20 protein-coding genes are annotated in these 23,473 nt (G+C 65.4%); 3 read left to right on the top strand and 17 right to left on the bottom strand.

Translation table 11 applies throughout. From position 1 onward, the window contains the following. Window positions 1-8: 8 nt before the first annotated feature. A complete protein-coding gene (gene rlmD, locus ACCQ15_RS06645) occupies window positions 9-1,343 on the bottom strand; it encodes a 23S rRNA (uracil(1939)-C(5))-methyltransferase RlmD (RefSeq protein WP_008574275.1) in 1,335 nt (444 codons plus the stop codon). 158 nt (window positions 1,344-1,501) lie between these two features. On the opposite strand from rlmD, the gene ACCQ15_RS06640 reads away from it, so the two are divergent. Then, window positions 1,502-2,224 carry an Hpt domain-containing response regulator gene (locus ACCQ15_RS06640; RefSeq protein WP_008574276.1) on the top strand — a complete coding sequence of 241 codons (723 nt, stop codon included), beginning with the start codon at window positions 1,502-1,504 and terminating at the stop codon, window positions 2,222-2,224. 400 nt (window positions 2,225-2,624) lie between these two features. Here ACCQ15_RS06640 and recO read toward each other — a convergent pair whose 3' ends face one another. From recO to rpoE, 10 genes are all read right to left on the bottom strand, one after another. Continuing rightward, window positions 2,625-3,347 (bottom strand): DNA repair protein RecO, encoded by a 723-nt coding sequence (recO, locus tag ACCQ15_RS06635; protein ID WP_014089687.1) that lies wholly within the window; start codon window positions 3,345-3,347, stop codon window positions 2,625-2,627. A 137-nt stretch (window positions 3,348-3,484) separates the two neighbouring features. Beyond that, window positions 3,485-4,012 carry a hypothetical protein gene (locus ACCQ15_RS06630; RefSeq protein ID WP_506187853.1) on the bottom strand — a complete coding sequence of 176 codons (528 nt, stop codon included), beginning with the start codon at window positions 4,010-4,012 and terminating at the stop codon, window positions 3,485-3,487. Between the two features lie 275 nt (window positions 4,013-4,287). Then, a complete protein-coding gene (gene era, locus ACCQ15_RS06625) occupies window positions 4,288-5,190 on the bottom strand; it encodes a GTPase Era (protein ID WP_011346819.1) in 903 nt (300 codons plus the stop codon). After that, window positions 5,187-5,867 (bottom strand): ribonuclease III, encoded by a 681-nt coding sequence (gene rnc, locus ACCQ15_RS06620; RefSeq protein WP_031421783.1) that lies wholly within the window; start codon window positions 5,865-5,867, stop codon window positions 5,187-5,189. The genes era and rnc overlap by 4 nt, the downstream gene beginning before the upstream one ends. Continuing rightward, on the bottom strand, window positions 5,857-6,264 hold the full coding sequence (locus ACCQ15_RS06615) for a DUF4845 domain-containing protein (RefSeq protein ID WP_016850781.1): 408 nt from the start codon (window positions 6,262-6,264) through the stop codon (window positions 5,857-5,859). The genes rnc and ACCQ15_RS06615 overlap by 11 nt, the downstream gene beginning before the upstream one ends. Then, entirely contained in the window at window positions 6,265-7,065 is an 801-nt protein-coding gene (gene lepB, locus ACCQ15_RS06610; RefSeq protein WP_007970507.1) for a signal peptidase I, read from the bottom strand. A 105-nt stretch (window positions 7,066-7,170) separates the two neighbouring features. Further along, complete coding sequence (gene lepA, locus ACCQ15_RS06605) at window positions 7,171-8,961, bottom strand: translation elongation factor 4 (protein WP_008576898.1); 1,791 nt, start codon at window positions 8,959-8,961, stop codon at window positions 7,171-7,173. A gap of 252 nt (window positions 8,962-9,213) precedes the next feature. Next, entirely contained in the window at window positions 9,214-10,791 is a 1,578-nt protein-coding gene (locus ACCQ15_RS06600) for a DegQ family serine endoprotease (protein WP_218495774.1), read from the bottom strand. 109 nt (window positions 10,792-10,900) lie between these two features. Further along, a complete protein-coding gene (locus tag ACCQ15_RS06595) occupies window positions 10,901-11,797 on the bottom strand; it encodes an RseA family anti-sigma factor (protein WP_372381354.1) in 897 nt (298 codons plus the stop codon). Beyond that, window positions 11,794-12,414, bottom strand: a complete 621-nt coding sequence (gene rpoE, locus ACCQ15_RS06590) for an RNA polymerase sigma factor RpoE (RefSeq protein ID WP_372381353.1) — start codon at window positions 12,412-12,414, stop codon at window positions 11,794-11,796. The genes ACCQ15_RS06595 and rpoE overlap by 4 nt, the downstream gene beginning before the upstream one ends. Before the next feature lie 236 nt (window positions 12,415-12,650). Between rpoE and ACCQ15_RS06585 the strand changes: the two genes are divergently transcribed. Next, the gene (locus ACCQ15_RS06585) at window positions 12,651-14,729 is read left to right on the top strand and encodes a 3-hydroxyacyl-CoA dehydrogenase NAD-binding domain-containing protein (protein WP_014089681.1); all 2,079 of its coding nucleotides are present in this window, start codon (window positions 12,651-12,653) and stop codon (window positions 14,727-14,729) included. Window positions 14,730-14,944: 215 nt separating this feature from the next. Here ACCQ15_RS06585 and ACCQ15_RS06580 read toward each other — a convergent pair whose 3' ends face one another. From ACCQ15_RS06580 to ACCQ15_RS06555, 6 genes are all read right to left on the bottom strand, one after another. Beyond that, on the bottom strand, window positions 14,945-15,910 hold the full coding sequence (locus tag ACCQ15_RS06580; RefSeq protein ID WP_008574302.1) for a cation diffusion facilitator family transporter: 966 nt from the start codon (window positions 15,908-15,910) through the stop codon (window positions 14,945-14,947). Window positions 15,911-16,125: 215 nt separating this feature from the next. Further along, a complete protein-coding gene (mmsB, locus tag ACCQ15_RS06575; protein WP_031421779.1) occupies window positions 16,126-17,028 on the bottom strand; it encodes a 3-hydroxyisobutyrate dehydrogenase in 903 nt (300 codons plus the stop codon). Between the two features lie 150 nt (window positions 17,029-17,178). Next, window positions 17,179-18,366: an enoyl-CoA hydratase/isomerase family protein gene (locus ACCQ15_RS06570; protein WP_122273571.1), complete on the bottom strand. Its 1,188-nt coding sequence runs from the start codon at window positions 18,364-18,366 to the stop codon at window positions 17,179-17,181. Beyond that, window positions 18,366-19,163 (bottom strand): enoyl-CoA hydratase, encoded by a 798-nt coding sequence (locus tag ACCQ15_RS06565; protein WP_011346809.1) that lies wholly within the window; start codon window positions 19,161-19,163, stop codon window positions 18,366-18,368. Before ACCQ15_RS06565 ends, ACCQ15_RS06570 begins: the two co-directional genes overlap by 1 nt. After that, a complete protein-coding gene (locus ACCQ15_RS06560) occupies window positions 19,160-20,341 on the bottom strand; it encodes an acyl-CoA dehydrogenase family protein (protein ID WP_219196783.1) in 1,182 nt (393 codons plus the stop codon). Before ACCQ15_RS06560 ends, ACCQ15_RS06565 begins: the two co-directional genes overlap by 4 nt. 10 nt (window positions 20,342-20,351) lie before the next feature. Then, window positions 20,352-21,857: a CoA-acylating methylmalonate-semialdehyde dehydrogenase gene (locus tag ACCQ15_RS06555; RefSeq protein WP_136733454.1), complete on the bottom strand. Its 1,506-nt coding sequence runs from the start codon at window positions 21,855-21,857 to the stop codon at window positions 20,352-20,354. Window positions 21,858-21,995: 138 nt separating this feature from the next. On the opposite strand from ACCQ15_RS06555, the gene ACCQ15_RS06550 reads away from it, so the two are divergent. Then, window positions 21,996-23,381 (top strand): helix-turn-helix domain-containing protein, encoded by a 1,386-nt coding sequence (locus tag ACCQ15_RS06550; protein WP_218506807.1) that lies wholly within the window; start codon window positions 21,996-21,998, stop codon window positions 23,379-23,381. The last annotated feature ends 92 nt before the right edge of the window (window positions 23,382-23,473 follow it).

Raw genomic sequence — 23,473 nt, 5'->3', positions numbered from 1 at the left:
CTCCCGATTCACCGCCTCTCAAACACCGCGATGCTTTCCACGTGCGCGGTGTGCGGGAACATGTCCATCGCGCCTGCCGAAACCAGCGTGAAGCCCTGCTCGTTGACCAGATAGCCGGCGTCGCGCGCCAGCGAGCCCGGGTGGCAGCTCACATAGACGATGCGATCGAACGTTTTCAACGGCAGCTGCTGCAGCACTTCCAGGGCGCCGGAGCGCGGCGGGTCCAGCAGCAGCTTGTCAAAGCCCTGGCGCATCCAGGGTGCGCTGCGCTGATCCTGGGTCAGGTCGGCGGCGTGGAACTGCGCATTGTCCAGGCCATTGCGCTGGGCGTTCTCTTTGGCCCGTGCCACAAGTCCGGCGTCGCCTTCCACCCCCACCACCTCACGCACCACGCGCGCCAGCGGCAGGGTGAAGTTGCCCAGGCCGCAGAACAGGTCCAGCACGCGGTCGTCGGGCTTGGCCTCCAGCAGCGCAACCGCATGGGCGATCATCTTCTGATTGAGCGACGCGTTGACTTGAATGAAATCCAGCGGCCGGAACGCCAGTTCCACCTCCCACTGCGGCAAGCGGAACGATAGCGGCACGTCCTGCGGCCACAGCGGATGCACGCTGTCCACCCCGCCGGGCTGCAGGAAAATCGCAAAGCCGTGCTCCTGGGCAAAGGCGACCCAGGCCTGGCGATCGCGCTCGCTGAGCGGCTGCATATGCCGAATGGTCAAGGCCACCGCATCGTCGCCGGCGATGAATTCGATCTGCGGAATGTCGCGCTTGCCGTCCATGCCTTCGATCAGCGCGGCAAGCAAGGGGATCTTCTCGCCGATCTGCGGAATCACCGTGTAGCAGATCGACAGATCGGCCACGAACCGCGGGTCCAGCTCACGAAAGCCGACCAAGGTCTTGTCCTTCTTCTCGACGCGACGCACCGAGAACCTGCCCTTGCGCCGATACCCCCAGTTGTCGCCGGTCAGCGCGGGCAGCACGGCTTGCGGAGTGACGTGACCGATACGTTCCAGGTTGTCCATCAGCACGCGCTGTTTGGCCACGATCTGCTGCGACTCCTCCAGATGCTGCAACACGCAGCCCGCGCAGACGCCAAAGTGCGGGCAGCGCGGGGTGACCCGCTGCGGCGAGGCCTCCAGCACCTCCACGGTCTTGGCCTCATCGAAATGCCGGCTACGGGCGGTGGGTTCGGCGCGCACCAACTCGCCCGGCAAGGCGCCGCTGATGAAGGTGACCTTGCCGCCCTCGCCGTCGCGGCGGGCGACCCCGCGGCCGTCATGGCTCAGGTCGGTGACCGCGGTCTGGAAGGGGGTACGGTCGAGACGGTTTCTGGTTCTGGCCACGTGGCGACAAGCTGCGGGCAAAAAGGGTGCGTATTGTCGCAGATGCGACCGACGGAGGCCGCGCCGGTCAGCGCAACAATTGTCGCGCCCCGCAAACACAGGCAAACTTCCGCTGCGCGCGACAAATCAGGACGCGGCATCGCTGACAAGGAGGCAGCATGAACATGGCCACACGCCAGGAACCCCACCCACGCCTACTGCTGGTGGAAGACGACCCGATCAGCCGCGGGTTCTTGCAGGCTGTGCTTGAAAGTCTTCCGGCCACGGTCGACTGTGCCGATTCCCTTTCTTCCGCACTCGACCGCGCGCGCGAACGTCGCCACGACCTCTGGCTGATCGACGTCAACCTCCCCGATGGCACCGGTAGCGGGCTACTGCGTGCATTGCGCCTGCTGCACCCGGACGTGCCGGCACTGGCGCACACCGCCGACGCGACCATGTCGATGCAGCACAGCCTGCAGTCCGACGGGTTCCTGGAAATGCTGGTCAAACCACTGACCTCCGAGCGCCTGCTGCAGGCGGTGCGGCGCGGCCTGGCACGCGGTCGCTATAGCGTGGCCCCGGTGGGCGTGCTGGACATCGCCGCCAGCGACTGGGACGAGACCGCTGCGCTGAGCGCGCTCAACGGCCAGCAGCATCATCTCAATGCCCTGCGCGAGCTGTTCCTGGCCGAGCTGCCGGGCACCCGGGATGCGGTGGATTCGGCCTTGCAGATCAGCGACGAACAGGCACTGCGCAGCCATCTTCATCGGTTGCAGGCCAGCTGTGGCTTCGTCGGCGCGGCGCGGCTTGCCGGCGCAGTGCGCCTGCTGCGCGGCGACCCGCACTCGCGGACCGCACGCACCCAATTCCACGCGGCGGTGGCTGCATTGCTGCATTGAGCGAATCGAGCGCAGCACCTCCTTGCCAGACGAGGTGTGCCAGACGCCGGCGCCGGTGCGCTTCCGGCTCGCCGCCGCGGTCGATGCATCGTCGTCCTGTCGATCGAGCTGCGTATGGCAGGCAGCACCGGCTCCAGTTGCTGGCGATTGACTGCCTGGATGATCTACAGCTCGACGCAGGGCGTATGCAGTTGCTGCTCGCCCGGTCCATGTCGGTGACGAGAGTAGCGCTCGTGGTCGAGGGCAGGCGAAGGGCTTTCTAAACCGACGGGCACGGGTGCTGCCTGCCGGTTTTCCGAGCGCCCGCTTCGCTCAATTCGCTGCTGGCTCGTGGGATCGCCGGTCGCTGCTGGACTTTTGTCCAGCGCTATCACGCATGGGCCTCCAGCACTCCGCGCCATTAGCGGCGGCGCGCCAGGTCCTCGAGCATTTCCCAGGATTTCAGACCACGCCCGCCCAGATGGTGCAGCAGTACCCCGCGCATGCTGCGCCGCAGGCCTGGCATGTCGTCGGCATCCGGCATGACGTCTTCGCCCAGCGCCAGCAGCGCCGCACCGGTGACGGTTTCGCGGCGGTCCTGGGCTAGCCGTTCGCTCAACACACGCAAGGCACCCTCCTGCGGATCCAGCCGATACCGCGCCGCCGGGTCGATCGGCTGCCCGTCGCTGTCATGCTGCAGATCGAAGGCGAACCCCAGCCCGTCCAGCACGTCGCGCTCGAACCGGCGCAGCCCCCACGCCAACGGCAGATCGGACGCCAGGTAAGTACGTGCCTGCGCATAACAGGCATAAAGTTCGGGCACCGGATCGTTACGCGGGGCCAGGCGCAGCAGCAATTCGCTGATATAAAAACCAGCCAGCATGGTGTCGCCGACCAGTCGCGGCGCGGTGTCCAGCGCTTCGGCCTGGCGCAGCTGGGCCAGCTCGCCGCGCTGCACGGCACTAAACTGGATCAGCTGCAAGGGCTGCAAGGCCGCGCGCAGCGCCTGCTTGCGCGGCCCCTGCACACCGCGCGCCAGCAGTCCCACCCGCCCGTGCTGCTCGGTCAGCACTTCCACCAGCAGGCTGGTCTCGCGCCAGGCCCGTACGTGCAAGACGAACCCGCGCTCGTGCTCGATCAGCATCTTAGGTCCATGCGTTGCAGCCCTCGATCAGCCGAAGCCGTGCAGGACCATCCCATTCCCAGGAACCAGGGTCCTCACGCAGCCGTACGTCCCACATGCCGAAGACGGTCAAGAAGGACACACGACACAGGATTCCGCTACGACATGCCATCTGCAGCAATACACTGCCTCAATCGATCTCTGGCTTGATGACCATCGTGCCACTCGATTTCGAACACCTGCTTTTTATCGATAAGTAATTTGTAATGCGCCTTATCCTCTATCCCGCCAAGCAATCCCTCGGCACTGGGGACTGCGAACGCAATCGTGGCTAAATCCGTGCCTGGAGTGAGGTAGTGAAACGCGCGCACGGTTTGCGGCCTTCCGTCGCCATCGTCCAGAGTGACTTTGATCACACCGTCTTTCTTAGGCTGCGGTAACCCGGCTCCAGTGAACGCCATCGTTGCACGGCGATAGTCACCCGCAGGGCCGGCCAGGGTCACGACGCCCTGCAGATTACCGTAGGCCGCAACGCAGTTATCGCCAGGTTTCGAACCTGCATGGGGCTCGAAATGCTGCCAATAGCCATCACGGAAACGCCGATAATTCGGATCGCTCGCGAGCTTGGCTTTCTCGCTCAATAGCATCTGAGCCATACCCAGGGCAGCGGTTGCCCGTGCCTTCAACGGATCAGGTTCTGGCTGCGCCGCAGCTGTTGAGGCGGCATCGTCACGAACACATAGAGGTGTAGGCGCGACACCAGGCCCACCCGGTGCCATCCCCACCCTTCGCTCACCTGATCCGGCCGAATTTGAGCATGGAAAGGTCTGTGCGTGACTGGCAAACGGCAGCAACAACAAAAACAGCGCCGCAAATAGCGTCCGACTCGCACCACAGGACTGCACACCGCAAAAGTTCGTCTTACTGCACCACATTGTGAACCTCCTTGTTTTTACCGAAATTATTCGCTGTAGCCGAACGCCTTCAGCGCAGCCTCGTCGTCCGACCAGCCTTCGCGCACGCGCACCCAGGTTTCCAGGAACACCTTGGCACCGAACAGGCGCTCCATCTGCAGGCGCGCCTTGCCGCCGATTTCTTTCAAACGGGTGCCGCCCTTGCCGATCACGATGGCCTTCTGGCCTTCGCGCTCGACCCAGATCACCGCACCGATGCGCAGCAGCGCCCCATCTTCGGCGAAGCGCTCGATCTCGACGGTGGTGGCGTACGGCAGCTCTTCGCCGAGCTGACGCATCAGCTGTTCCCGCACCAGTTCGCCAGCCAAAAAGCGCTGGCTGCGGTCGGTGATCTCGTCTTCGCCAAACATCGCCTCGGCTTCGGGCACGAGCTTGAGCAGGTCGCCGACCAACGCGTCCAGGCCCTTGCGCTTGAGCGCGGACACCGGATGCACGGCGGCGAAGGTGCGCCCCTCGCTGACCTGGGCCAGGAACGGGAACAGCGCGGTCTTGTCCTTGAGCCGGTCGACCTTGTTGACCACCAGCACCACCGGCACGCCGGCGTCGCTGAGCACGCGGAACGCCAGCGTGTCTTCCTCGTCCCAGCGGCCGGCTTCAATCACCAGGACCGCCGCGTCCACGCCCTCGAGCGAGCCGCGCGCAGCGCGATTCATCACCCGGTTCATTGCGCGCTTCTGCTCGCGGTGCAAGCCCGGTGTGTCGACCAGCACCAGCTGCCCTTCCGGGAAGGTGGCGATGCCCAGCAACCGATGACGCGTGGTCTGCGGCCGGTTGGAGACGATGCTGACCTTCGCGCCGACCAGGGCGTTGGTCAGGGTGGACTTGCCGACGTTGGGCCGGCCGATCACCGCAACGCTACCGCTGCGGTGGGGGGAAGAGGTTTCGCTCACGTGTTTGAATCCAGTTGTGCGATGACAAGAGTCGCCGCCTGTTGCTCTGCGAGGCGACGCGAAGTGCCCTGGCCCTCGGCGCGGGCGATGGGCTGCTCCAGAATGCAGGCGACGTGGAACTGCTTGGCATGCTCGTCGCCGCTCTCGCTGATCAGCGCGTAGGTGGGCAGCGGCAGTTGCCGTGCCTGCAGCCACTCCTGCAGCCGGGTCTTGGGATCCTTTTCTGCCTTGCCCACCGGCAATGCCGCCAGCGACGCTTCGAACCACGGCAGCACCACTGCACGGCAACGCTCGAAACCGCAGTCCAGATAGATGGCTGCGACGATCGCCTCGACCGCATCGGCCAGGATCGAATCGCGCCGGTGACCTCCGGATTTCAGCTCGCCTGGCCCCAGCGTGAGGCGCTCGCCGAGGTTTAACGTGCGTCCGATCACTGCCAGCGCACCTTCGCGCACGAGCTCGGCACGTGCACGGGTCAATGCGCCTTCGTCGGCCTTGGGCCACCGTTGATACAGCGCCTCGGCGATCAGCAGGTTGACGATGCCGTCGCCGAGAAATTCCAATCGCTCGTTATGCGGCGTCCCGGCGCTGCGATGCCGCAGCGCCTGGGCGAGCAGAGCCGGATCGGCGAATGCGTGCCCGATCGGATCACCGCGTTGGAAGGTTCTATTCGACACCGCGCTTCGTCAGATCCTGTGCCGTATCGAACTTGCCGACCACATCCAGATTGCCAACCAGCTCGCGGCGGACTTCGTAATTGACCTTCATGCGCCAGCCGCCTTCGATCCGCTCGAACTTGACGTCTTCCTTTTTGACATTTTCAGAATAGTTGATGTACAGGCGCTTGAAGAACATGTCCTGCAACTTGGACGGATCCATGTCGGAAGTGCCTGCTTCATTTGCCAAGCCCTTCATCGACGTACGCACTGCGTAATATTCCTGATACATCGGGAACAGCTTCATCCCGATGTACAAACCGAACCCCACTACCGCCAGCACCACCACGAACGACGTCAACGTCATACCGCTTTGCTTGCGCTTCATTGTGCTTCCCCTGGCACGCCGTGCGTGCATTTACTGGATTCCAGTCCCGATCCGCGATGGATCGAAACTCCCCTTGCAGAACCACCCTTCGCAATTGAGCCAGATCAGGAACGCCTTGCCGCGCAGATTGGCTTCCGGCAGAAAGTGCGTCTGGGTCCAGAACCGGCTGTCCTCGCTGTTGTCGCGATTATCCCCCATCACGAAATAGCTGTCCGCCGGCACGGTCCAGTCGCCCTGCCCGGCCGGCATGTTGCGGTCCAGCCATTCCAGCACGGTGTGCGTGCGGCCCGGCAGGTCCTCGACCAGAAGCGTGGTGCCGGTCATCTCGGCGCCCTTGCCCTTGCCGATGTACTCGCCCTTGACCGTGTAATGCATCGGCTTGTCGTTGATGTACAGCGTATCGCCGTGGAAGCCGATCTTGTCGCCCGGCAGGCCAACCACGCGCTTGATCCAGTTCTGGTCCGGCGCGTGCGGCGGCTTGAACACCACCACGTCGCCGCGCTTGGGCTCGCCGGTGGGAATGAACTTGGTATTGGTGATCGGCAGACGGAAGCCGTAGGCGAACTTGTTGACCAGGATGAAATCGCCGATCAGCAGGTTGGGCATCATCGAGCTGGACGGAATCTTGTACGGCTCGGCCACGAAGCTGCGCAGGATCAGCACCACCGCCAGCACCGGGAAAAAGGCGCGCGAGTAATCGATGATCGCCGGCTCGCTGTCCAGCAACCCGGCACGCGCCGCACGGCGCTTGGCCAGAAACAGCTTGTCCAGCAGCCAGATGAAGCCGCTGCCCAGCGTCAGGACAACCAGGATGATTTCAAACCATTTCATTGATGTTCCTTCGGAACGGGATTCGAGATTTGAGATTGGGGATTAGTAAGAGCAAGAGGATGGGCAAGCCGTTGCCAATCCCGAATGACGAATCCCGAATCCCTGCTACTTGTCCATCTGCAGGACGGCCAGGAAGGCTTCCTGTGGAATCTCCACGCGGCCGACCTGCTTCATGCGCTTCTTGCCTTCCTTCTGCTTCTCCAGCAGCTTTTTCTTGCGCGAAACGTCGCCACCATAGCACTTGGCCAGCACGTTCTTGCGCATCGCCTTGACCGTGGAGCGCGAGATGATCTGCGAGCCGATCGCGGCCTGAATCGCCACGTCGAACATCTGCCGGGGAATCAGGTCTTTCATCTTTTCGCACAGCTCGCGGCCGCGACGATCGGCGTGGCTGCGGTGCACGATCAACGACAACGCGTCGACCTTGTCGCCGTTGATCAGCACGTCCACGCGCACGAACGGGCCGGCATCGAACCGCACGAAGTGGTAATCCAGCGAGGCATAGCCACGGCTGACCGACTTGAGCTTGTCGAAGAAGTCCAGCACCACTTCGGCCATCGGCAGCTCATAGCTGATCTGTACCTGGCTGCCCAGGTAGTTGATGCCGATCTGGGTGCCGCGCTTTTCCTCGCACAACTTGATGATGTTGCCGATGTACTCCTCGGGCGTGAGGACGTTGGCGCGAATGATGGGCTCGCGGATTTCCTGCACCAGGTTCAACTGCGGCAACTTGGCCGGGTTGTCCATGTTGATGACCGTGCCATCGGTCTTGAGCACCTCATACACCACGGTGGGGGCGGTGCTGATCAGGTCCAGGTTGTACTCGCGCTCCAGGCGCTCCTGCACGATTTCCATGTGCAGCATGCCCAAAAAGCCGCAGCGGAAGCCGAAGCCCATCGCTTCGGAGCTTTCCGGCTCGAAGCGCAGCGCGGCATCGTTCAAGCGCAGCTTGTCCAACGCTTCGCGCAGATCCGGGTAATCCTCGGCATCGACCGGAAACAGGCCGGCGAACACGCGCGGCTGCATTTCCTGAAAACCGGGCAAGGCGTGCGGCGCCGGGTCGGCCGCCAGGGTCAGCGTGTCGCCGACCGGTGCGCCGTGCACGTCCTTGATGGACGCGTTGATCCAGCCCACTTCGCCGGCGCCCAGCGCGGGCAGCTCCTTACGCTTGGGGGTGAACACGCCAACCTTGTCGACCAGATGGGTGCGCCCGGTAGACATCACCAGGATCTTGCTGCCGGGCTTGATTTCGCCCTGCATCACGCGCACCAGCGAGACCACGCCCAGGTAGTTGTCGAACCAGGAATCGATGATCAACGCCTGCAGCTTGTCGGTCTCGCGCGGCTTCGGCGGCGGGATGCGATGCACGATCGCTTCCAGCACCAGATCGATGTTCAGACCGGTCTTGGCGCTGACAGCGACCGCGTCTTCGGCATCGATGCCGATCACCGCTTCGATCTCGGCCTTGGCGCGGTCGACATCGGCGGTGGGCAGGTCGATCTTGTTCAGCACCGGCACCACTTCCAGCCCCTGCTCCACCGCGGTATAGCAGTTGGCCACCGACTGCGCTTCCACGCCCTGCGCGGCATCCACCACCAGCAGCGCACCTTCGCATGCAGCCAGCGAGCGGCTGACTTCGTAGGAGAAGTCGACGTGCCCGGGGGTGTCGATGAAATTCAGGTGGTAGGTCTGCCCGTCCTTTGCCGTGTACGGCAGGGACACCGACTGCGCCTTGATGGTGATGCCGCGTTCGCGCTCGATCGGGTTGGAGTCGAGCACCTGGGCTTCCATCTCGCGCGCCTGCAAGCCGCCGCACAGCTGGATGATGCGGTCGGCCAGGGTGGATTTGCCGTGGTCGACGTGGGCAATGATGGAGAAGTTGCGGATATTCCGCATTGAATCAGAGGACATTGAGGTGGGCGCCGGCGCAGCCGTCGTCAGGGTAACGCAGCATTATCGCACGGCCGACCCCTCTGGGGCCGGGAATTGGGAATTGGGAATTGGGAATTGGGAATTGGGAATTGGGAATTGGGAATTGGGAATTGGGAATTGGGAATCGGGATTCGGGAATCGCAAAAGCAGGGGGGCCGCGTAGCGCGGACCCGCTGCTGCCAATCCCGAATCCCAAATCCCCAATCCCGGCCGCCCTTAGCCGCCGGCCTTCAAGGCCACGTAGCTGGTCGCCTTGCCGTCAGTCACCAGCAGCATGACCACGTCACCCTTCTTGTAGCTGGACAGGGCGCGGTTGAGTTCGGCGACGCTGCCGACCTTGGTCCGGCCAACGCGGGCGATGACCAGGCCCGGCGACAGCGGCGGCTGGGTGCTGCGCGCCGCCGCGCCGGTGACCGCCGCAATGCGCACGCCCTCGCCCGCCTCCAAGCCCAGACGGCTGCGCTCGGCGGCGGTCAGGTCGGCAACTTGCAGGCCGAGCAATTCCACGCTGGCCGGGGCGCTGGGCTTGGCCTCATCGGCGGCGGTGCGCGGTGCGGCGTTCTCGCCGCCGTCCTGCAACGGTGCAAGGGTGACCGTCACCTTGCGCGGTTTGCCGTCGCGCAAGACGTCCAGGGTTACCTTGGTGCCAGGCGCCATCAGCCCGATCATTGGCGGCAGATCGCTGGCGACGTCGATCGACTTGCCGTTCACTGCACGGATCACGTCGCCCACCTCGATGCCGGCCTTGGCTGCCGGGCTGCCGGCCGGGATGTCGTTGACCAAGGCACCACGGCTGTCCGGCAAGCCCAGACCCTGGGCCTTGAGCGAGTCGATCGGGCCGACCTGCACACCCAGCATGCCGCGACTCACGTGGCCGGTGGCCTTGATCTGCTCGGCCGCGCTGAAGGCCAGGTCGATCGGGATCGCAAAGCTAATGCCCATGTAGCCGCCCGACGCGGAGAAGATCTGCGAATTGATGCCGACCACCTCGCCACGCGTGTTGAGCAGCGGGCCGCCGGAATTACCCTGGTTGATCGCCACGTCGGTCTGGATGAACGGCACGTAGCGCTGGTCGGCGTAGGGATTGCTGCGGCCGGTGGCGCTGACGATGCCGGCGGTGACCGAGTGATCCAGGCCGAACGGCGAGCCGATCGCCACCACCCACTGCCCCGGCTTGAGCGTGTTGGAATCGCCCAGGCGCACGGTCGGCAGGCCCTTGGCCTCGATCTTCAGCAGCGCCACGTCGTATTGCTCGTCACTCCCCACCACCTTGGCCTTGAATTCGCGGCGATCGGTGAGCTTGACGGTCACCTCGCTGGCGCCATCGACCACGTGGTGATTGGTCAGCACATAGCCATCGGCCGAGATGATGAAGCCCGAGCCCATCGACTTGCCGGCGATGCCGCCGTCGTCATCGCCGCCACCCGGCCCCTGCCGCGGACCGCCCGGCATCTGGAAATCCGGCCCGAAGAAGCGGCGGAAGAATTCCGGCATCTGATCGTCATCCGGCATTGCACCGCCACCGCGACCACCCGGGCCGCTGCGCTGCTGACGCGCCATGGCGTCCTTGCGGGTGATGGTGGTTTCGATATTGACCACGCCCGGGCCGACCTGCTCGACCAGATTGGTGAAGTCCGGCAGCCCCGCCACCAGCTGCGGCGCCGGCGTGGCACTGCGGTTGGCGGCAATCGGGGCGAGGTCCTTGGCAGCAGGTGCGGGCTGCTGCGCGCAGGCGGCCAGCGGCAGGGTCATGGCGATCAGGCCGAACATCTGGTTGCGGATGCGATGGTTCATCAGGTTGCCTCCGATGGCAGGGCGACAGGGGCCAGAACCCGCGTAGCAACACGGGCCCGGCACGATAACGGGAGGGAGATTGCCGAACGGATGAAGGCCGGCGACAGGGTCAGTCCTGCGGGGCCTGCGCCGGCGCCGGCCGGTTCGGCGCCGGGCTGGTAACGGCCTGTGGCGCGGGTTCGAACGGATAGAACGCCGTGCCGGGCTGGCTCTGGCGGAAGCTGGCATTGAGCGAGCTTTCGCCAGCCCCGGACAAGGCCGCGCGCGGCCACGGGCGTGCTTGCAGCGTGGTATCCGGATGCGTGAACGGGTTGGACGGCGTCGCCGCAACCGCAGGTGCGGTGCCCGTGGATGCCGGTGCTGCCGCAGCGACCATACGGGTCGGCGCCTGCTGCTGACGCGCAGCCGCACTGCGTGCGACTTGCTGATTGCGGGTTGCCGCGCCGCGCCGAGTAGACGCCAGCGCAGCGGCAGGCACGGCTGCAGCAAGCGCGGCCACCTCATCCGGCGTCCCAGGAGCCGGTGCGGCCGGCACCTTCGGTGCCTCAGGTCCCTGCGGCGCTTGCGAGGCGGGCGGAAGCTGCGCAGCGGTGGCATAGACGGGGGTTGTTGCAGCACCCGGCGCGGTGGTGTCGGGCAGGCGCTCGCGCGCCAGGAACAAGGCAATCGCCGCGACCGAGGCGGCAATCGCTGCACCGCCGCCCCAGCGCCAACGTGCACCAGGGCGGGTCGCCGGTTGCGCTTGCGGTGCCGGCTCCTCGGCAATGGCGCTGCGCACACGCGCCGCAAAATCCAGCGGCGCCGGCGCACTGGCCGCACCGCGCAGCACATCGCCGCACAACTGCCAGCGCTCGTGGCAGCCGGCCAAGTCTTCGTCATGGGCCAGACGGCGCAGCAGGAAGCGCGACTCGTCGGCGCTCAACTCGCCGTCGACCAGCGCAGACAGCTGCTGGCGATAGTGAAGCTCGAATTTGTCGGTGGTGGACATGGCAGGGTTCTGGTTCATACGCGGTGTCGCTCACGGGTAGCGCTTTCGGTCTCCAGCAGAGGCCGCAGCTCGATGTCGATGGCCTCGCGCGCCCGGAAGATGCGCGAGCGCACCGTTCCGATCGGGCAATCCATCTTTTGCGCGATTTCGTCGTAGCTCAGGCCCTCCACCTCGCGCAGGGTGATGGCCAACCGAAGTTCTTCCGGTAGCGCTTGGACCGCGCGCATCACCGTTTGTTCCAGCTCCTGTCGCATCAATTCACGCTCCGGGGTATCGGTGTCGCGCAACCGGGTCGCTCCATCGAATTGCTCGGCATCGCTGATCTCGATGTCGTCGGTGGGCGGGCGGCGGTTGTGCGCAACCAGATGGTTCTTGGCAGTGTTGACGGCAATGCGGTGCAGCCAGGTGTAGAACTGGGCGTCGCCACGAAAACTGTTGATCGCGCGGTAGGCGCGCACGAACGTGTCCTGGGCAACGTCCTGGCATTCGCTCCAGTCGGCGATGTAGCGCCCGATCAAGGTAACGATCCGATGCTGGTATTTGCGCACCAGCACATCGAACGCCGCGCTTTCGCCGCGCTGCACGCGCCGGACCAGTTCCAGGTCCAGCTCCTGAGGTGTATCGACTTCGGCCATGTCGGGCCGCACTCCTGTCAGCCCACCGAAGTCGGGCAATGAGACCGCCATTGAAAAGAAAAGTTCATACCGATCCGTACGACCGTCACGCATCAGGGTAGCGGCAGCGATGCACCGCTGGCGACGCCGCGCGCAACGCACGGATCTCCCCTGTCGACAGGTATGGGTATTTGACGTGAAGGAAACAACCTCTGGATGATAACGACCTTTCCTTCTATTGCCGGACGGCCAGACGCATGCTTCCAGGTTTCGACGGGCTCCGATTCAGCCATTGGCAGGCCGATCTGCGCGAGGACGGCGTGGTGGTGCTCAGCCTCGATCGGCAGGGCGCACCGGTCAACGCATTTTCGCAGGAGGTGCTGCTGGAGCTGGGCGCCGTGGTCGAGCGGCTGGCACTGGATCCGCCAAAGGGCGTGGTGCTGCGCTCGGGCAAGCCCAACGGCTTCATCGCCGGCGCCGATCTGAAGGAATTCCAGGAATTCGATCGCAAGGGTACGGTCAACGATGCCATCCACCGCGGGCAGCAGGTCTTCCAGAAGCTGGCCGAACTGCCCTGCCCGACCGTCGCGGCGATTCATGGCTTCTGCATGGGCGGCGGTACCGAAATCGCGCTGGCCTGCCGCTACCGCGTGGCCTCCGATGACGGCAGCACCCGCATCGGGCTGCCGGAGACCAAGCTGGGCATCTTTCCCGGCTGGGGCGGCAGCGCCCGCTTGCCGCGCCTGATCGGTGCGCCGGCCGCGATGGATCTGATGCTCACCGGCCGCACGGTATCGGCCAAGGCTGCGCGCGCGATGGGGCTGGTCGACAAGGTCGCCGCGCCTGCCGTGCTGGTGGATGTGGCAGCCAGCCTGGCGCTCGCCGGCACCACGCGTGCGTTCAAGCAGCGCGCCACTGCGTGGGCCACCAATACCTTGCTCGCGCGCAAACTACTGGCGCCGCAGATGCGCAAGCAGGTGGCGCGCAAGGCGCGCAAGGAGCATTACCCGGCGCCCTACGCCCTGATCAACGTCTGGGAGCGGGCGGGCGGCAGCGGCATCCAGGCGCGCCTGGCGGCCGAGCGCAAGGCGGTGGTCAAACTTGCCAGCACGCCGACCGCACGCAACCTGATCCGCATCTTCTTCCTGACCGAGCGCCTGAAAGCGCTGGGCGGCAAGGACGCAGCCGGTGCGGCGGCCCCGATTCGCCATGTGCATGTGATCGGCGCCGGCGTCATGGGCGGCGACATCGCGGCGTGGGCGGCTTACAAGGGCTTCGAGGTCACGTTGCAGGACCGCGAGCAGCGTTTTATCGATACGGCGCTGACGCGCGGCGGCGAACTGTTCGCCAAGCGCGTCAAGGACGACGCCAAGCGGCCGGCCGTGGCCGCGCGCCTGCGCGGCGATCTGGCCGGTGCGGGTGTGACGCAGGCCGATCTGGTGATCGAGGCGATCATCGAAAACCCGCAGGCAAAGCGCGATCTGTACCAATCGATCGAGCCGCAACTCAAGCCGGATGCCTTGCTGACGACCAATACCTCGTCGATTCCGCTGACCGAATTGCGTGGCCACATCCAGCGCCCAGCGCAATTTGCCGGCCTGCATTACTTCAACCCGGTGGCGATGATGCCGCTGGTGGAAATCGTGCAGCACGATGGTCTGGATCCGGCCAACGTCGCGCGCCTGGCTGCGTTCTGCAAGGCCTTGGACAAGTTCCCGGTGCCGGTGGCTGGCACGCCGGGATTCCTGGTCAACCGGGTGCTGTTCCCCTACCTGCTCGAGGCGGCCACCGCGTATGCCGAAGGCATTCCTGGCCCGGTGCTGGACAAGACGGCGGTGAAGTTCGGCATGCCGATGGGGCCGATCGAACTGATCGACACCGTGGGCCTGGATGTGGCGGCGGGCGTGGGCGCGGAGCTGGCGCCGTTCCTGCGTTTGCCCATCCCGGCGGCACTGGCGACCGTGGAAGCCGGCAAACGCGGCAAGAAGGACGGCCAGGGCCTGTACAAGTGGGAGAACGGACGCGCCGTCAAACCCGAGGTTGCCAGCGGCTACACCGCACCGGCGGATTTGGAAGACCGCCTGATCCTGCCGCTGCTCAACGAAGCGGTGGCCTGCCTGCACGATGGCGTGGTGGCCGACGCAGACCTGCTGGACGCCGGGGTCATCTTCGGCACAGGTTTCGCACCTTTCCGTGGCGGCCCGATCCAGTACATCCGCAGCGTCGGCGCAGACGCGCTGCTGGAGCGCCTGCACGCGCTGCATGCACGCTATGGCGAACGCTTCGCGCCGCGCCCGGGTTGGGACTCGCCGTTGTTGCGGGAAGCGGTGGCCTGAGGCCGGCAGGCATCTATCGACAAGTCTGATTTGCAAGAAGGCTGCCGTTGGCAGTCTTCTTTTTGCGTCAGGGCCGCAGCGTGCAGATGCTGGCACCGATTACCTGGCAGTCGGAGTCGATCTGGATATGTCGCGCCAGGGCCGGACAGGTGCGGTGGATTGCGCAGGTCGAAACGCGCTGATTCGATGACCTGCCGACCTGCTGCTACCAGAGGTTAATGATGGGAATGCCCATGCGCATGCCTGTGCCCATGGTGCGCGTCATGGCCAGCGTCTGCAGCCGGCTTTGGTGTGCCGCAGGGTTCAGTGCCGCAGTGGCCGCTTTCCACCTGCAAGGTGACGTGGGCGATGTCGAAGCGGTCGTGCAACAGGGCGCCGAGCGCATCACGCAGGCGGTCGCGGTCGGTGGCCTCATTGACCACCACGTGCGCTGTGAGCGCGGGCGTGCTGGAGGCCAGCGCCCAGACGTGTAGGTCATGCACGTCTTCGACGCCGGGATGGCTGGTGAGTGCCTGCTGCACCTGGGCCAGGTCGATCCCCTTGGGCACGCCTTCGAGCAACACGTTGATCGCCTCGCGCAGCAACACCCAGGTGCGCGGCAATACCCACAGGCCGATCAGCACGGCCAGCACCGGGTCGATCCATTGCCAACCGGTCCAGCGGATCAGCAGGGCACCGATGATCACTGCCACCGAGCCGAGCATGTCGCTCCAGACCTCCAGATAGGCACCCTTGACGTTAAGGCTTTCGCCGCTGCCGGCGTGCAGCAGCTTCATGGCGACCAGATTGATCACCAGGCCGAAGCCGGCGATCAGCAGCATGCCGCTGTACGCGATGTCCTGCGGAGCGCGGAAGCGTTGCGCGGCCTCCCACAGGATGTAGCCACCCACTACGAACAACAGCGCGCCATTGGCCAGTGCGCCAAGCGCTTCGAGCCGCACATAGCCATAGGTGCGACGCGCGTCGGCCGGACGACGACTCAAGCGCACCGCGACCAGCGCGATCATCAGGCCGACGGTGTCGGTGGCCATATGCGCAGCGTCGGACAGCAGCGCCAGGCTGTTGGTCACGAATGCGCCGATGATCTCTGCCAGCAGGAAAGTGGCGGTCAACCCCAGTGCCCACCACAAGGGGGCTTCGTGACGGATTTCGCTGGGTGCGTGGTTGTGGTCGTGTCCCATGGGTGTCGTGGCCTGCTGCAATGCGCGCACCTTAGGCGCACGCGATGGCGGAGACTATTACACCTGCGCGTAATGACATCACATCACGCGAGCCGTGCGGCGGGCCGCACAAGGCGCAGTGGTTGCGCTATTTGCGGGGCGAAAGAAGTCACGCTCTGGAAGCATGCCCCCTCGCACCGCCAATCCAACACTCCGCGGCGCGAGCGGATCGCCTGTTATATCTTGGCGACCAGCTTGACCACGCTGGAAAAATCCAGCGCCCCGTTGCCTGCCTGGCTGTTCATCGCATACAGGTTGCGCGCCAGCTCACCGAGCGGAATCGAGACGCCGGCCTGCACCGCCGATTCGGCAACCAGGCCCAAATCCTTGAGCATCAGGTCGTTGCCGAAGCCGCCGCTATACCCACGCGACGCCGGCGCATTGGGCAGCACGCCGGGCCACGGGTTGCACACCTCGGTGGCCCAACTGCGCCCGGTACTGACCGCCATCATCTGCGACAGCACCGCAGGGTCCAGGCCCTGCGCGACGCCAAGCGCCAGCGCTTCACCGGTGGCGGCCATGATCACGCCCAGGGCCATGTTGTTGCATAGCTTGGCGACCTGCCCTGCCCCGTTGTCGCCGACATGGAAGATGTTCTTGCCCATGGCCTGCAGCACCGGGCGGGCGCGCTCCAGCGCATCGGCAGCGCCGCCGACGATGAAGGTCAGCGTGCCGGCTGCAGCCCCGGCCGTGCCACCGGAGACCGGGGCGTCGAGCATCGTCAGGCCACGCGCCTTGGCCGCATCGGCCACCCTGCGCGCAGACACCGGCGCGATGGTGCTGCAGTCGATGACTAGGGCGCCATCCGGGATCTGCGCCAGGATGCCGGATTCGCCCAGGTACACACCTTCGACGTGGCGGCTTGCAGGCAGCATCGAGATCACGACCTCGGCATCGGCCAGCGTGTCCTGCGCGGAGCTGGCAGCATGCGCACCAGCCGCCGAGGCAGCCTCCAGGGCGGCCGGTGCGAGATCGAATACCCGCAGCTGATGCCCGGCCTTGATCAGATTGGCAGCCATTGGCCCGCCCATATTGCCCAGGCCGATAAAAGCGATCTTGCTCATGGTGTCGGTTTCCAAAATAGGACCATCTTCAACAGATGGCCGGGATCATCGCGGATTGCGCGCGCGGAGCCACCGCCGGTTTTCAGCTGCGATGACGCAGGTCAGAGATGGCAACCGCACTGCAATCCGGCGTGAGCCGAACGCGCTTCGCAAGTTGCCAGCCACTCACTGCACACCCAGCTCGCCTGCCCCCAGATCGGCAAGCGGATGCGATGTAGGCGACCAGGGCGCAACAAAGAAGGCTGCGGCCCACTGCGCATCGGCTGCTTCCAGCGACGCCGGTTGCCAGTGCGGTTGACGATCCTTGTCGATCAACAGCGCGCGGATGCCTTCGGCAAAATCGCCGTGCGCCGCCGCATGCAATGCGACCACGTATTCGGTACGGAAGGTGTCGGCCAGCGTCGTGGTGCCCGCATGGCGATGCAGCTCCCAGGCAAGGCGTGCCGAGCCCGGAGCACCCGCGGCCAAGGTGGCACGTGCAGCCTGCAGCCAGCCGTCTTCGCTTTGCAGCGCCAGGATCGCAGCGACAACGTGCTCCAGTGATTCGCCGGCCACCAACTGTTCGATCAACTGTGCGTGGACTTGTAGCGGGCCCGGCTCGGTCGGTTGCGCGATGCCATGCAGAAATGCACTGAGCTGGTTGCGGTCGTAGTCCGCATTGCCTGTCCATGCGTGCGCGCTCAGCGCATCCAGCACTGCTGCGTACTGCGCATGCTCCAGGCGTACATCTGCCAGCCCCGCGTAAATGGCATCACTGGCATCCAGCGGCGCGCCAGTCAGCGCCAGAAACAGGCCGGCCCCCTGGGGCACGCGGCGTAACAGCCAGCTGCCACCCACATCGGGAAACAGCCCCACGCTGATCTCCGGCATGGCAAGTCGCGAGCGTTCGGTGACCACGCGATGGCTGGCGCCGGACATCAAGCCGATGCCACCGCCCATCACGATGCCGTGGCCCCAGCACAGCAGTGGCTTCGGATAGGTATGGATGCGGTAGTCGAGCCGGTATTCCTCTTCGAAAAATGCGGCCGCCTGCGCGTTGGCCTGCGGCGCTGCGCGTCGCGTTGCACTGTCGGGCACTGCATCGCGGTGCGCACGCATGCTCTGGTACAGGCCATGCAGATCGCCACCAGCACAGAACGCTTTTTCGCCGGCGCCACGCAACACCACGCACGCGATCTGCGCGTCGTCGGCCCACGCGCGCAACTGCGTCTCCAGTTGCCGGGTCATCTGCAGCGACAGGCCGTTGAGCGTCTTGGGCGCATTCAAGGTGGCAATGCCGATGCGATGCCCATCGGCGCACGCACGCTGCTCGAACAGCACCGGTGCCTCGTCGGTTGCGCTGACCTGCCCCATCAGCGGTTGCTCCACTGCGGCGCGCGCTTGTCCAGAAACGCGGCCACACCTTCGGCCTGATCGGCGTGCTCGAACAGATCGACGAAGGCTTCGCGCTCGGCAATCAACGCCGCTGCGTGGGTGCCATGGCGCGTGGACTGCACCAGCTGCTTGCACGCCGCCACACTGACCGGGCTCTGCTTGCCGGCACGTTGCGCCCAGGCAACCGCCAGCGCGCGCGACTCGCCCTTGCCGACCACCTCTTCCACCAGGCCGATGCGCTGCGCGGTTGCCGCATCGATACGTTCGCCCAACAGGATCATGCGCTTGGCCCAGCCCTCGCCCACCAGACGCGGCAGGTTCTGGGTGCCACCGGCACACGGCAGCAAGCCAACGCTGGCTTCGGGCAACGCGAGCTGTGCATGCTGCTCGGCAATGCGCAGATCGCAAGCCAATGCGCACTCCAGCCCGCCGCCCATCGCATAGCCGTTGATGGCGGCAATCGACACGCCGCGGAACGCACTCAAGGCTTCGAATGCTTCGCCGAACCGGCGCGCGGCCTGGCGTGCATTGGCCTTGTCGCCATCGGCGAACTGCTTGAGATCGGCCCCGGCGCTGAAGAACTTCTCGCCTTCGCCGGTGATCACCAGCGCATAGATGCTGCGGTCGGCATCCAGTGCGCGCACCAGGTCGCGCAGGGCCGCCAGGCTGTGCACGGTCCAGGTGTTGGCCGGTGGGTTGCTCAAGGTCACGATGGCCACGTGCCCATCGCGCTCGACCTGCAGACCGGTATGGAGACGTCCTTCCCAATCGCTCATCGCAATTCCTCCTCGCCATTGAGCAGGTGACGCGCCACGATCATGCGCATCACCTCGTTGGTGCCTTCCAGAATGCGGTGCACGCGGCTATCGCGCAGCAAACGCTCGATCGGGTATTCGCGGATATAGCCGTAGCCGCCATGGATCTGCAAGGCATCGTCGCAGATGGCAAAGCCGGCATCGGTGGCGAAGCGCTTGGCCATCGCACACCACACGGTGGCGTCGTGGCTGCCGGCATCGAGCTTGCGCGCGGCGGTGTGCACCATCTGCCGCGCGGCCACCAGCTGCGTGGCCATGTCGGCCAGCTTGAACTGCAATGCCTGGAAATCGGCCAGTTTCTTGCCGAACTGGCGCCGCTCGCCCATGTAGCGACGTGCGGCATCCAGCGCGCCTTGCGCGGCGCCCAACGAACATGCGGCGATATTGATGCGGCCACCATCCAGCGCCTTCATCGCCATCTTGAAACCTTCGCCTTCCCTGCCCAGCAGGTTCTCGGCCGGAATACGCACGTTTTCGAAGCTCACACCGCGCGTCGGCTGGCTGTTCCAGCCCATTTTCTCTTCCTTGCGACCGTAGCTGATGCCAGGCGCATCGGCCGGCACCACGAAGGCGCTGATGCCACGCGCACCGTCTTCGCCGGTGCGTGCCATCACCACCAGCACGTCGGTTGCGCCAGCGCCGGAAATGAAGGCTTTGCTGCCATTGAGCACATAGCTGTCGCCGTCGCGCTGGGCGCGCGATTTCAGCGATGCCGCATCCGAGCCGCTGCCCGGTTCGGTCAGGCAGTACGAGCCCAGCTTGGCGCCGCTGGTCATCGCCTGGCCCCACTGCGCGCGCACCGTCTCGGTGCCGTAGCTGGCGATCAACCAGGTGGCCATGTTGTGGATGCTGATGAACGCCGAGGTGGACGGATCCACCGTGGCCAGTTCTTCGAACACCACTGCGGCATCGAGGCGGCGCATGCCCAGGCCGCCCACGCCTTCGTCGGTGTAGAGACCGCAAAAGCCAAGCTCGGCGGCCTTGGCGATGGCCTCGCGCGGGAAGTGACCTTCTGCGTCCCACTGCGCTGCATGCGGGGCGAGTTCCTTGTCGGCGAAGTCGCGCGCGGCAGCGCGGAAGGCTTCCTGCTCGTCGTTCAAATCGGCCGCGTTGGGGTGGAGCTGGATGGCTGCATTCATGGCGATCGGGTCACTTGAGGGAGATGGTGGTGTTGACGCCATGGGCCAGCGTCTGATCGTCGAACCAGCGCGCGGTCACGGTCTTGGTCTGGGTATAGAACATCACCACCTGCTTGCCGTACGGGCCCAGGTCGCCGAGCTTGGAAGCGCGCGAGCCGGTGAAGGAAAACAATGGCACCGGCACCGGAATCGGCACGTTGATGCCGACCTGACCTACATCGATGTCTTCCTGGAAACGCCGCGCAGCCGCGCCGGATTGGGTGAACAGCGCCGTGCCGTTACCGTTGGGGTTGGCGTTGACCAAGGCAATGGCCTCGTCCAGCGTGGCGGCTTCCAGAATCACCAGCACCGGCCCGAAGATCTCTTCGTCGTAGATCCGCATGCCGGGTTTGACGCCGGAAAAGATGGTCGGGCCAACAAAGTTGCCCTGCTCGAAACCCGGCACCTGTGGCGCGCGGCCATCCAGTTCCAGGGTGGCGCCCTGCTCCACGCCGGAGGCGATCAAGCCTTCCACCCGCTCGCGTGCGGCGCAGGAAATCAGCGGACCGACCTCGGTGCCCGGCGCGTTGCCGGCGCCGATCTTCAAACTCTTGGCCTTGGCCACCAACTCCGGAATCCAGGTACGGGCGTCACCGACCAGGACCAGCGTGGAGGCGGCCATGCAGCGCTGCCCGGCGGCGCCGAACGCGGCACCGACCATCGCATTGAGCGTCTGCTCGCGGTTGGCGTCGGGCAGCACCACGGCGTGATTCTTGGCGCCCATCATGCATTGCACGCGTTTGCCGGCCAGCGAGGCACGTCGATAAACGTGCGTGCCCACCTTGGTGGAACCGACAAACGACAACGCCTTGATGTCGGGGTGATCGCACAGCGCATTGACCACTTCCTCGCCGCCATGCACGACGTTGAGCACGCCCTTGGGAATGCCGGCTTCCAGCGCAAGTTCCACCAGCCGCATGGTCACCATCGGGTCTTGCTCGGAGGGCTTGAGCACGAAGGTGTTGCCGGTCGCAATCGCCATCGGAAACATCCACAGCGGAATCATGGCCGGGAAGTTGAACGGGGTGATGCCCGCGCACACGCCCAACGGCTGCAGCAGGCTATAGGTATCCACGCCGGTGGCGACATTGTTGGCCAGCTCGCCCAGTTGCAGGTTGCCGATCGCCGCGGCGTGCTCCACCACTTCCAGGCCACGGAACACATCGCCTTCGGCATCGGCCAGGGTCTTGCCCTGCTCGGCGCTGAGCAGCGCAGCCAGTTCGGGCATGTGTTCCCGGATCAGCTGCTGGTATTTGAGAAAAATACGCGCCCGGGTGCCAATCGGCGTCTTGCGCCAGGTCACGAAGGCGCGGCTGGCCGCCGCCACTGCGGCATCCACTTCGGCGGTGGTGGCGAACGGCACCTGGGCCAACACCGATTGGTCGGCCGGGTTGACCACGTCCTGCCACTGCGTGCTGGCGGACGCCACCATTTCGCCATCGATCAACAGGGAGACGCGGGGGACGGACTGGCTCATTGCAGGGCTCGCTTGTTGAGAAGGACATCGGGCCGTTGCAGGCCAATACTTCGCATTGTTTGCATCGACACCCTCCATTCCCAGCCCGCGATTGCTTAATCGCGCTAAGCTGGCGACACAATTTTGCGAATCTTGCGAATGCCCCAGTCGCACGCTCAACTCCGCCACCAGCTTGGGCTGCGCCTGCAGCGGCTGCGCCAGCGCCATGGCCTGACCCAGGCCGAGCTGGCGCGCCGGCTCGAACTGTCGCCGAGCTATCTCAACCAGATCGAGCGCAATCAGCGCCCGCTCACCCTGGCCATCCAGCAGCGGCTCAAGAGCGCGCTGGGCGACCTGGACGGCCTGCTGGACCTGGACGACCCGGCCGCACTGGTCGAGCCGCTGGACGCATCGCTGCGCAGCCTGGGCCATACGCTGTTGCCGGCCGAGCTGCGTGCGCTGACCGGCAATCTGCCGCAGGTAGCGCAGGCGCTGCTGGACCTGCACCGCGCCCATCAGCATCTGCTCGAACGCAACGCGGCGCTGGAACTGCAGATCGGGGTCGAGCACGCGGCAATCCCATCGCTATCGCCCGGCGAGCAGGTGCGCGACTACTTCAACCGCGCGCACAACTATCTGCCCGAACTGGACGAGCGCGCCGAAGCGCTTTACGCCGAACTCGGGTTGACCCCGGAAAATCTGCCGCTGCGGCTGCGCCAACGCCTCGCCGATCGCCACGGCCTGCTGGTGCAGGATGCCGCCGATCTGCACAGCGACAAACGCAGCATGGATGCGCAAGCCCGTGTGCTGTGGCTGCCGGCGCACTTGCGGCCGGGCCAGCAGGCATTTCAGATGGCCGCACAGCTGGCCTTGCTGGAATGCGCGCCGCTGCTGGACGCGCGCATTGCCGATGCCGGTTTCGAGGACGCCGAGCGCATCGCGCTGTCGCGGATTGGCCTGTCGAACTATTTCGCCGGCGCGCTGGTGATGCCCTACAGCGCGTTCCTGCACAGCGCGCAAACCTCGCGCTACGACATCGAATGGCTGGCCGACCGCTTCGACGTGGGCTTCGAAGCGGTGTGTCACCGGCTCAGCACCTTGCAGCGGCGCGGGGCAGCCGGTCTGCCGATCTTCTTCATGCGGGTGGACCGCGCCGGCAATGTCTCCAAGCGCCACTCGGCCACCGATTTCCATTTCTCGCATGTCGGCGGCGCCTGCCCGCTGTGGATCGTGTACGAGGCGTTCAACCAGCCTGACCGCATCCTCACCCAGATCGCGCGCATGCCCGACGGCCGGCGCTATTTCTGGCTGGCCCGCCAGGTCAGCAGCGGCCCGCCCGGGTATGGCCGCCCGCGCAAGACCTTTGCCCTGGCAATGGGCTGCGACCTGCGCCACGCCGATCAGTTGGTGTATGCGCGGGGTTGGGATCTGAACGCGGTCGACGATGCGGTACCGATTGGCCCGGGCTGCCTGACCTGCGAACGCAGCGACTGCGTGCAGCGCGCGTTTCCTGCGCTGCCGCGCCTGCCGGCGCGCGCGCGTTAGCGAGTTGGCGGAAGTGGATCTGGTCGTCGGACGTAGCCGTGCGTCGGCCCGCGATCGCAATGACAGACCCAATGCACCTGAGTTGGTTGCAT

It is taken from the genome of Xanthomonas sp. NCPPB 1754, from assembly GCF_041475725.2.
Classification (GTDB): Bacteria; Pseudomonadota; Gammaproteobacteria; order Xanthomonadales; family Xanthomonadaceae; genus Xanthomonas; species Xanthomonas euvesicatoria.
Note: the sequence above shows the minus strand (reverse complement) of the source record. Positions and strands in the feature narration are given on the sequence as shown.

Excerpts from the sequence above, each read along its gene's own strand:
- ACCQ15_RS06585 (WP_014089681.1), top strand. The coding sequence starts at position 12,651 with ATGCTTCCAGGTTTCGACGGGCTCCGATTCAGCCATTGGCAGGCCGAT.
- rpoE (WP_372381353.1), bottom strand. The coding sequence starts at position 12,414 with ATGGCCGAAGTCGATACACCTCAGGAGCTGGACCTGGAACTGGTCCGG.
- ACCQ15_RS06550 (WP_218506807.1), top strand. The coding sequence starts at position 21,996 with ATGCCCCAGTCGCACGCTCAACTCCGCCACCAGCTTGGGCTGCGCCTG.
- ACCQ15_RS06595 (WP_372381354.1), bottom strand. The coding sequence starts at position 11,797 with ATGAACCAGAACCCTGCCATGTCCACCACCGACAAATTCGAGCTTCAC.
- ACCQ15_RS06600 (WP_218495774.1), bottom strand. The coding sequence starts at position 10,791 with ATGAACCATCGCATCCGCAACCAGATGTTCGGCCTGATCGCCATGACC.
- ACCQ15_RS06570 (WP_122273571.1), bottom strand. The coding sequence starts at position 18,366 with ATGGGGCAGGTCAGCGCAACCGACGAGGCACCGGTGCTGTTCGAGCAG.
- lepA (WP_008576898.1), bottom strand. The coding sequence starts at position 8,961 with ATGCGGAATATCCGCAACTTCTCCATCATTGCCCACGTCGACCACGGC.
- ACCQ15_RS06565 (WP_011346809.1), bottom strand. The coding sequence starts at position 19,163 with ATGAGCGATTGGGAAGGACGTCTCCATACCGGTCTGCAGGTCGAGCGC.
- ACCQ15_RS06580 (WP_008574302.1), bottom strand. The coding sequence starts at position 15,910 with ATGGGACACGACCACAACCACGCACCCAGCGAAATCCGTCACGAAGCC.
- lepB (WP_007970507.1), bottom strand. The coding sequence starts at position 7,065 with ATGAAATGGTTTGAAATCATCCTGGTTGTCCTGACGCTGGGCAGCGGC.
- ACCQ15_RS06560 (WP_219196783.1), bottom strand. The coding sequence starts at position 20,341 with ATGAATGCAGCCATCCAGCTCCACCCCAACGCGGCCGATTTGAACGAC.
- ACCQ15_RS06555 (WP_136733454.1), bottom strand. The coding sequence starts at position 21,857 with ATGAGCCAGTCCGTCCCCCGCGTCTCCCTGTTGATCGATGGCGAAATG.
- recO (WP_014089687.1), bottom strand. The coding sequence starts at position 3,347 with ATGCTGATCGAGCACGAGCGCGGGTTCGTCTTGCACGTACGGGCCTGG.
- ACCQ15_RS06640 (WP_008574276.1), top strand. The coding sequence starts at position 1,502 with ATGAACATGGCCACACGCCAGGAACCCCACCCACGCCTACTGCTGGTG.
- ACCQ15_RS06615 (WP_016850781.1), bottom strand. The coding sequence starts at position 6,264 with ATGCACGCACGGCGTGCCAGGGGAAGCACAATGAAGCGCAAGCAAAGC.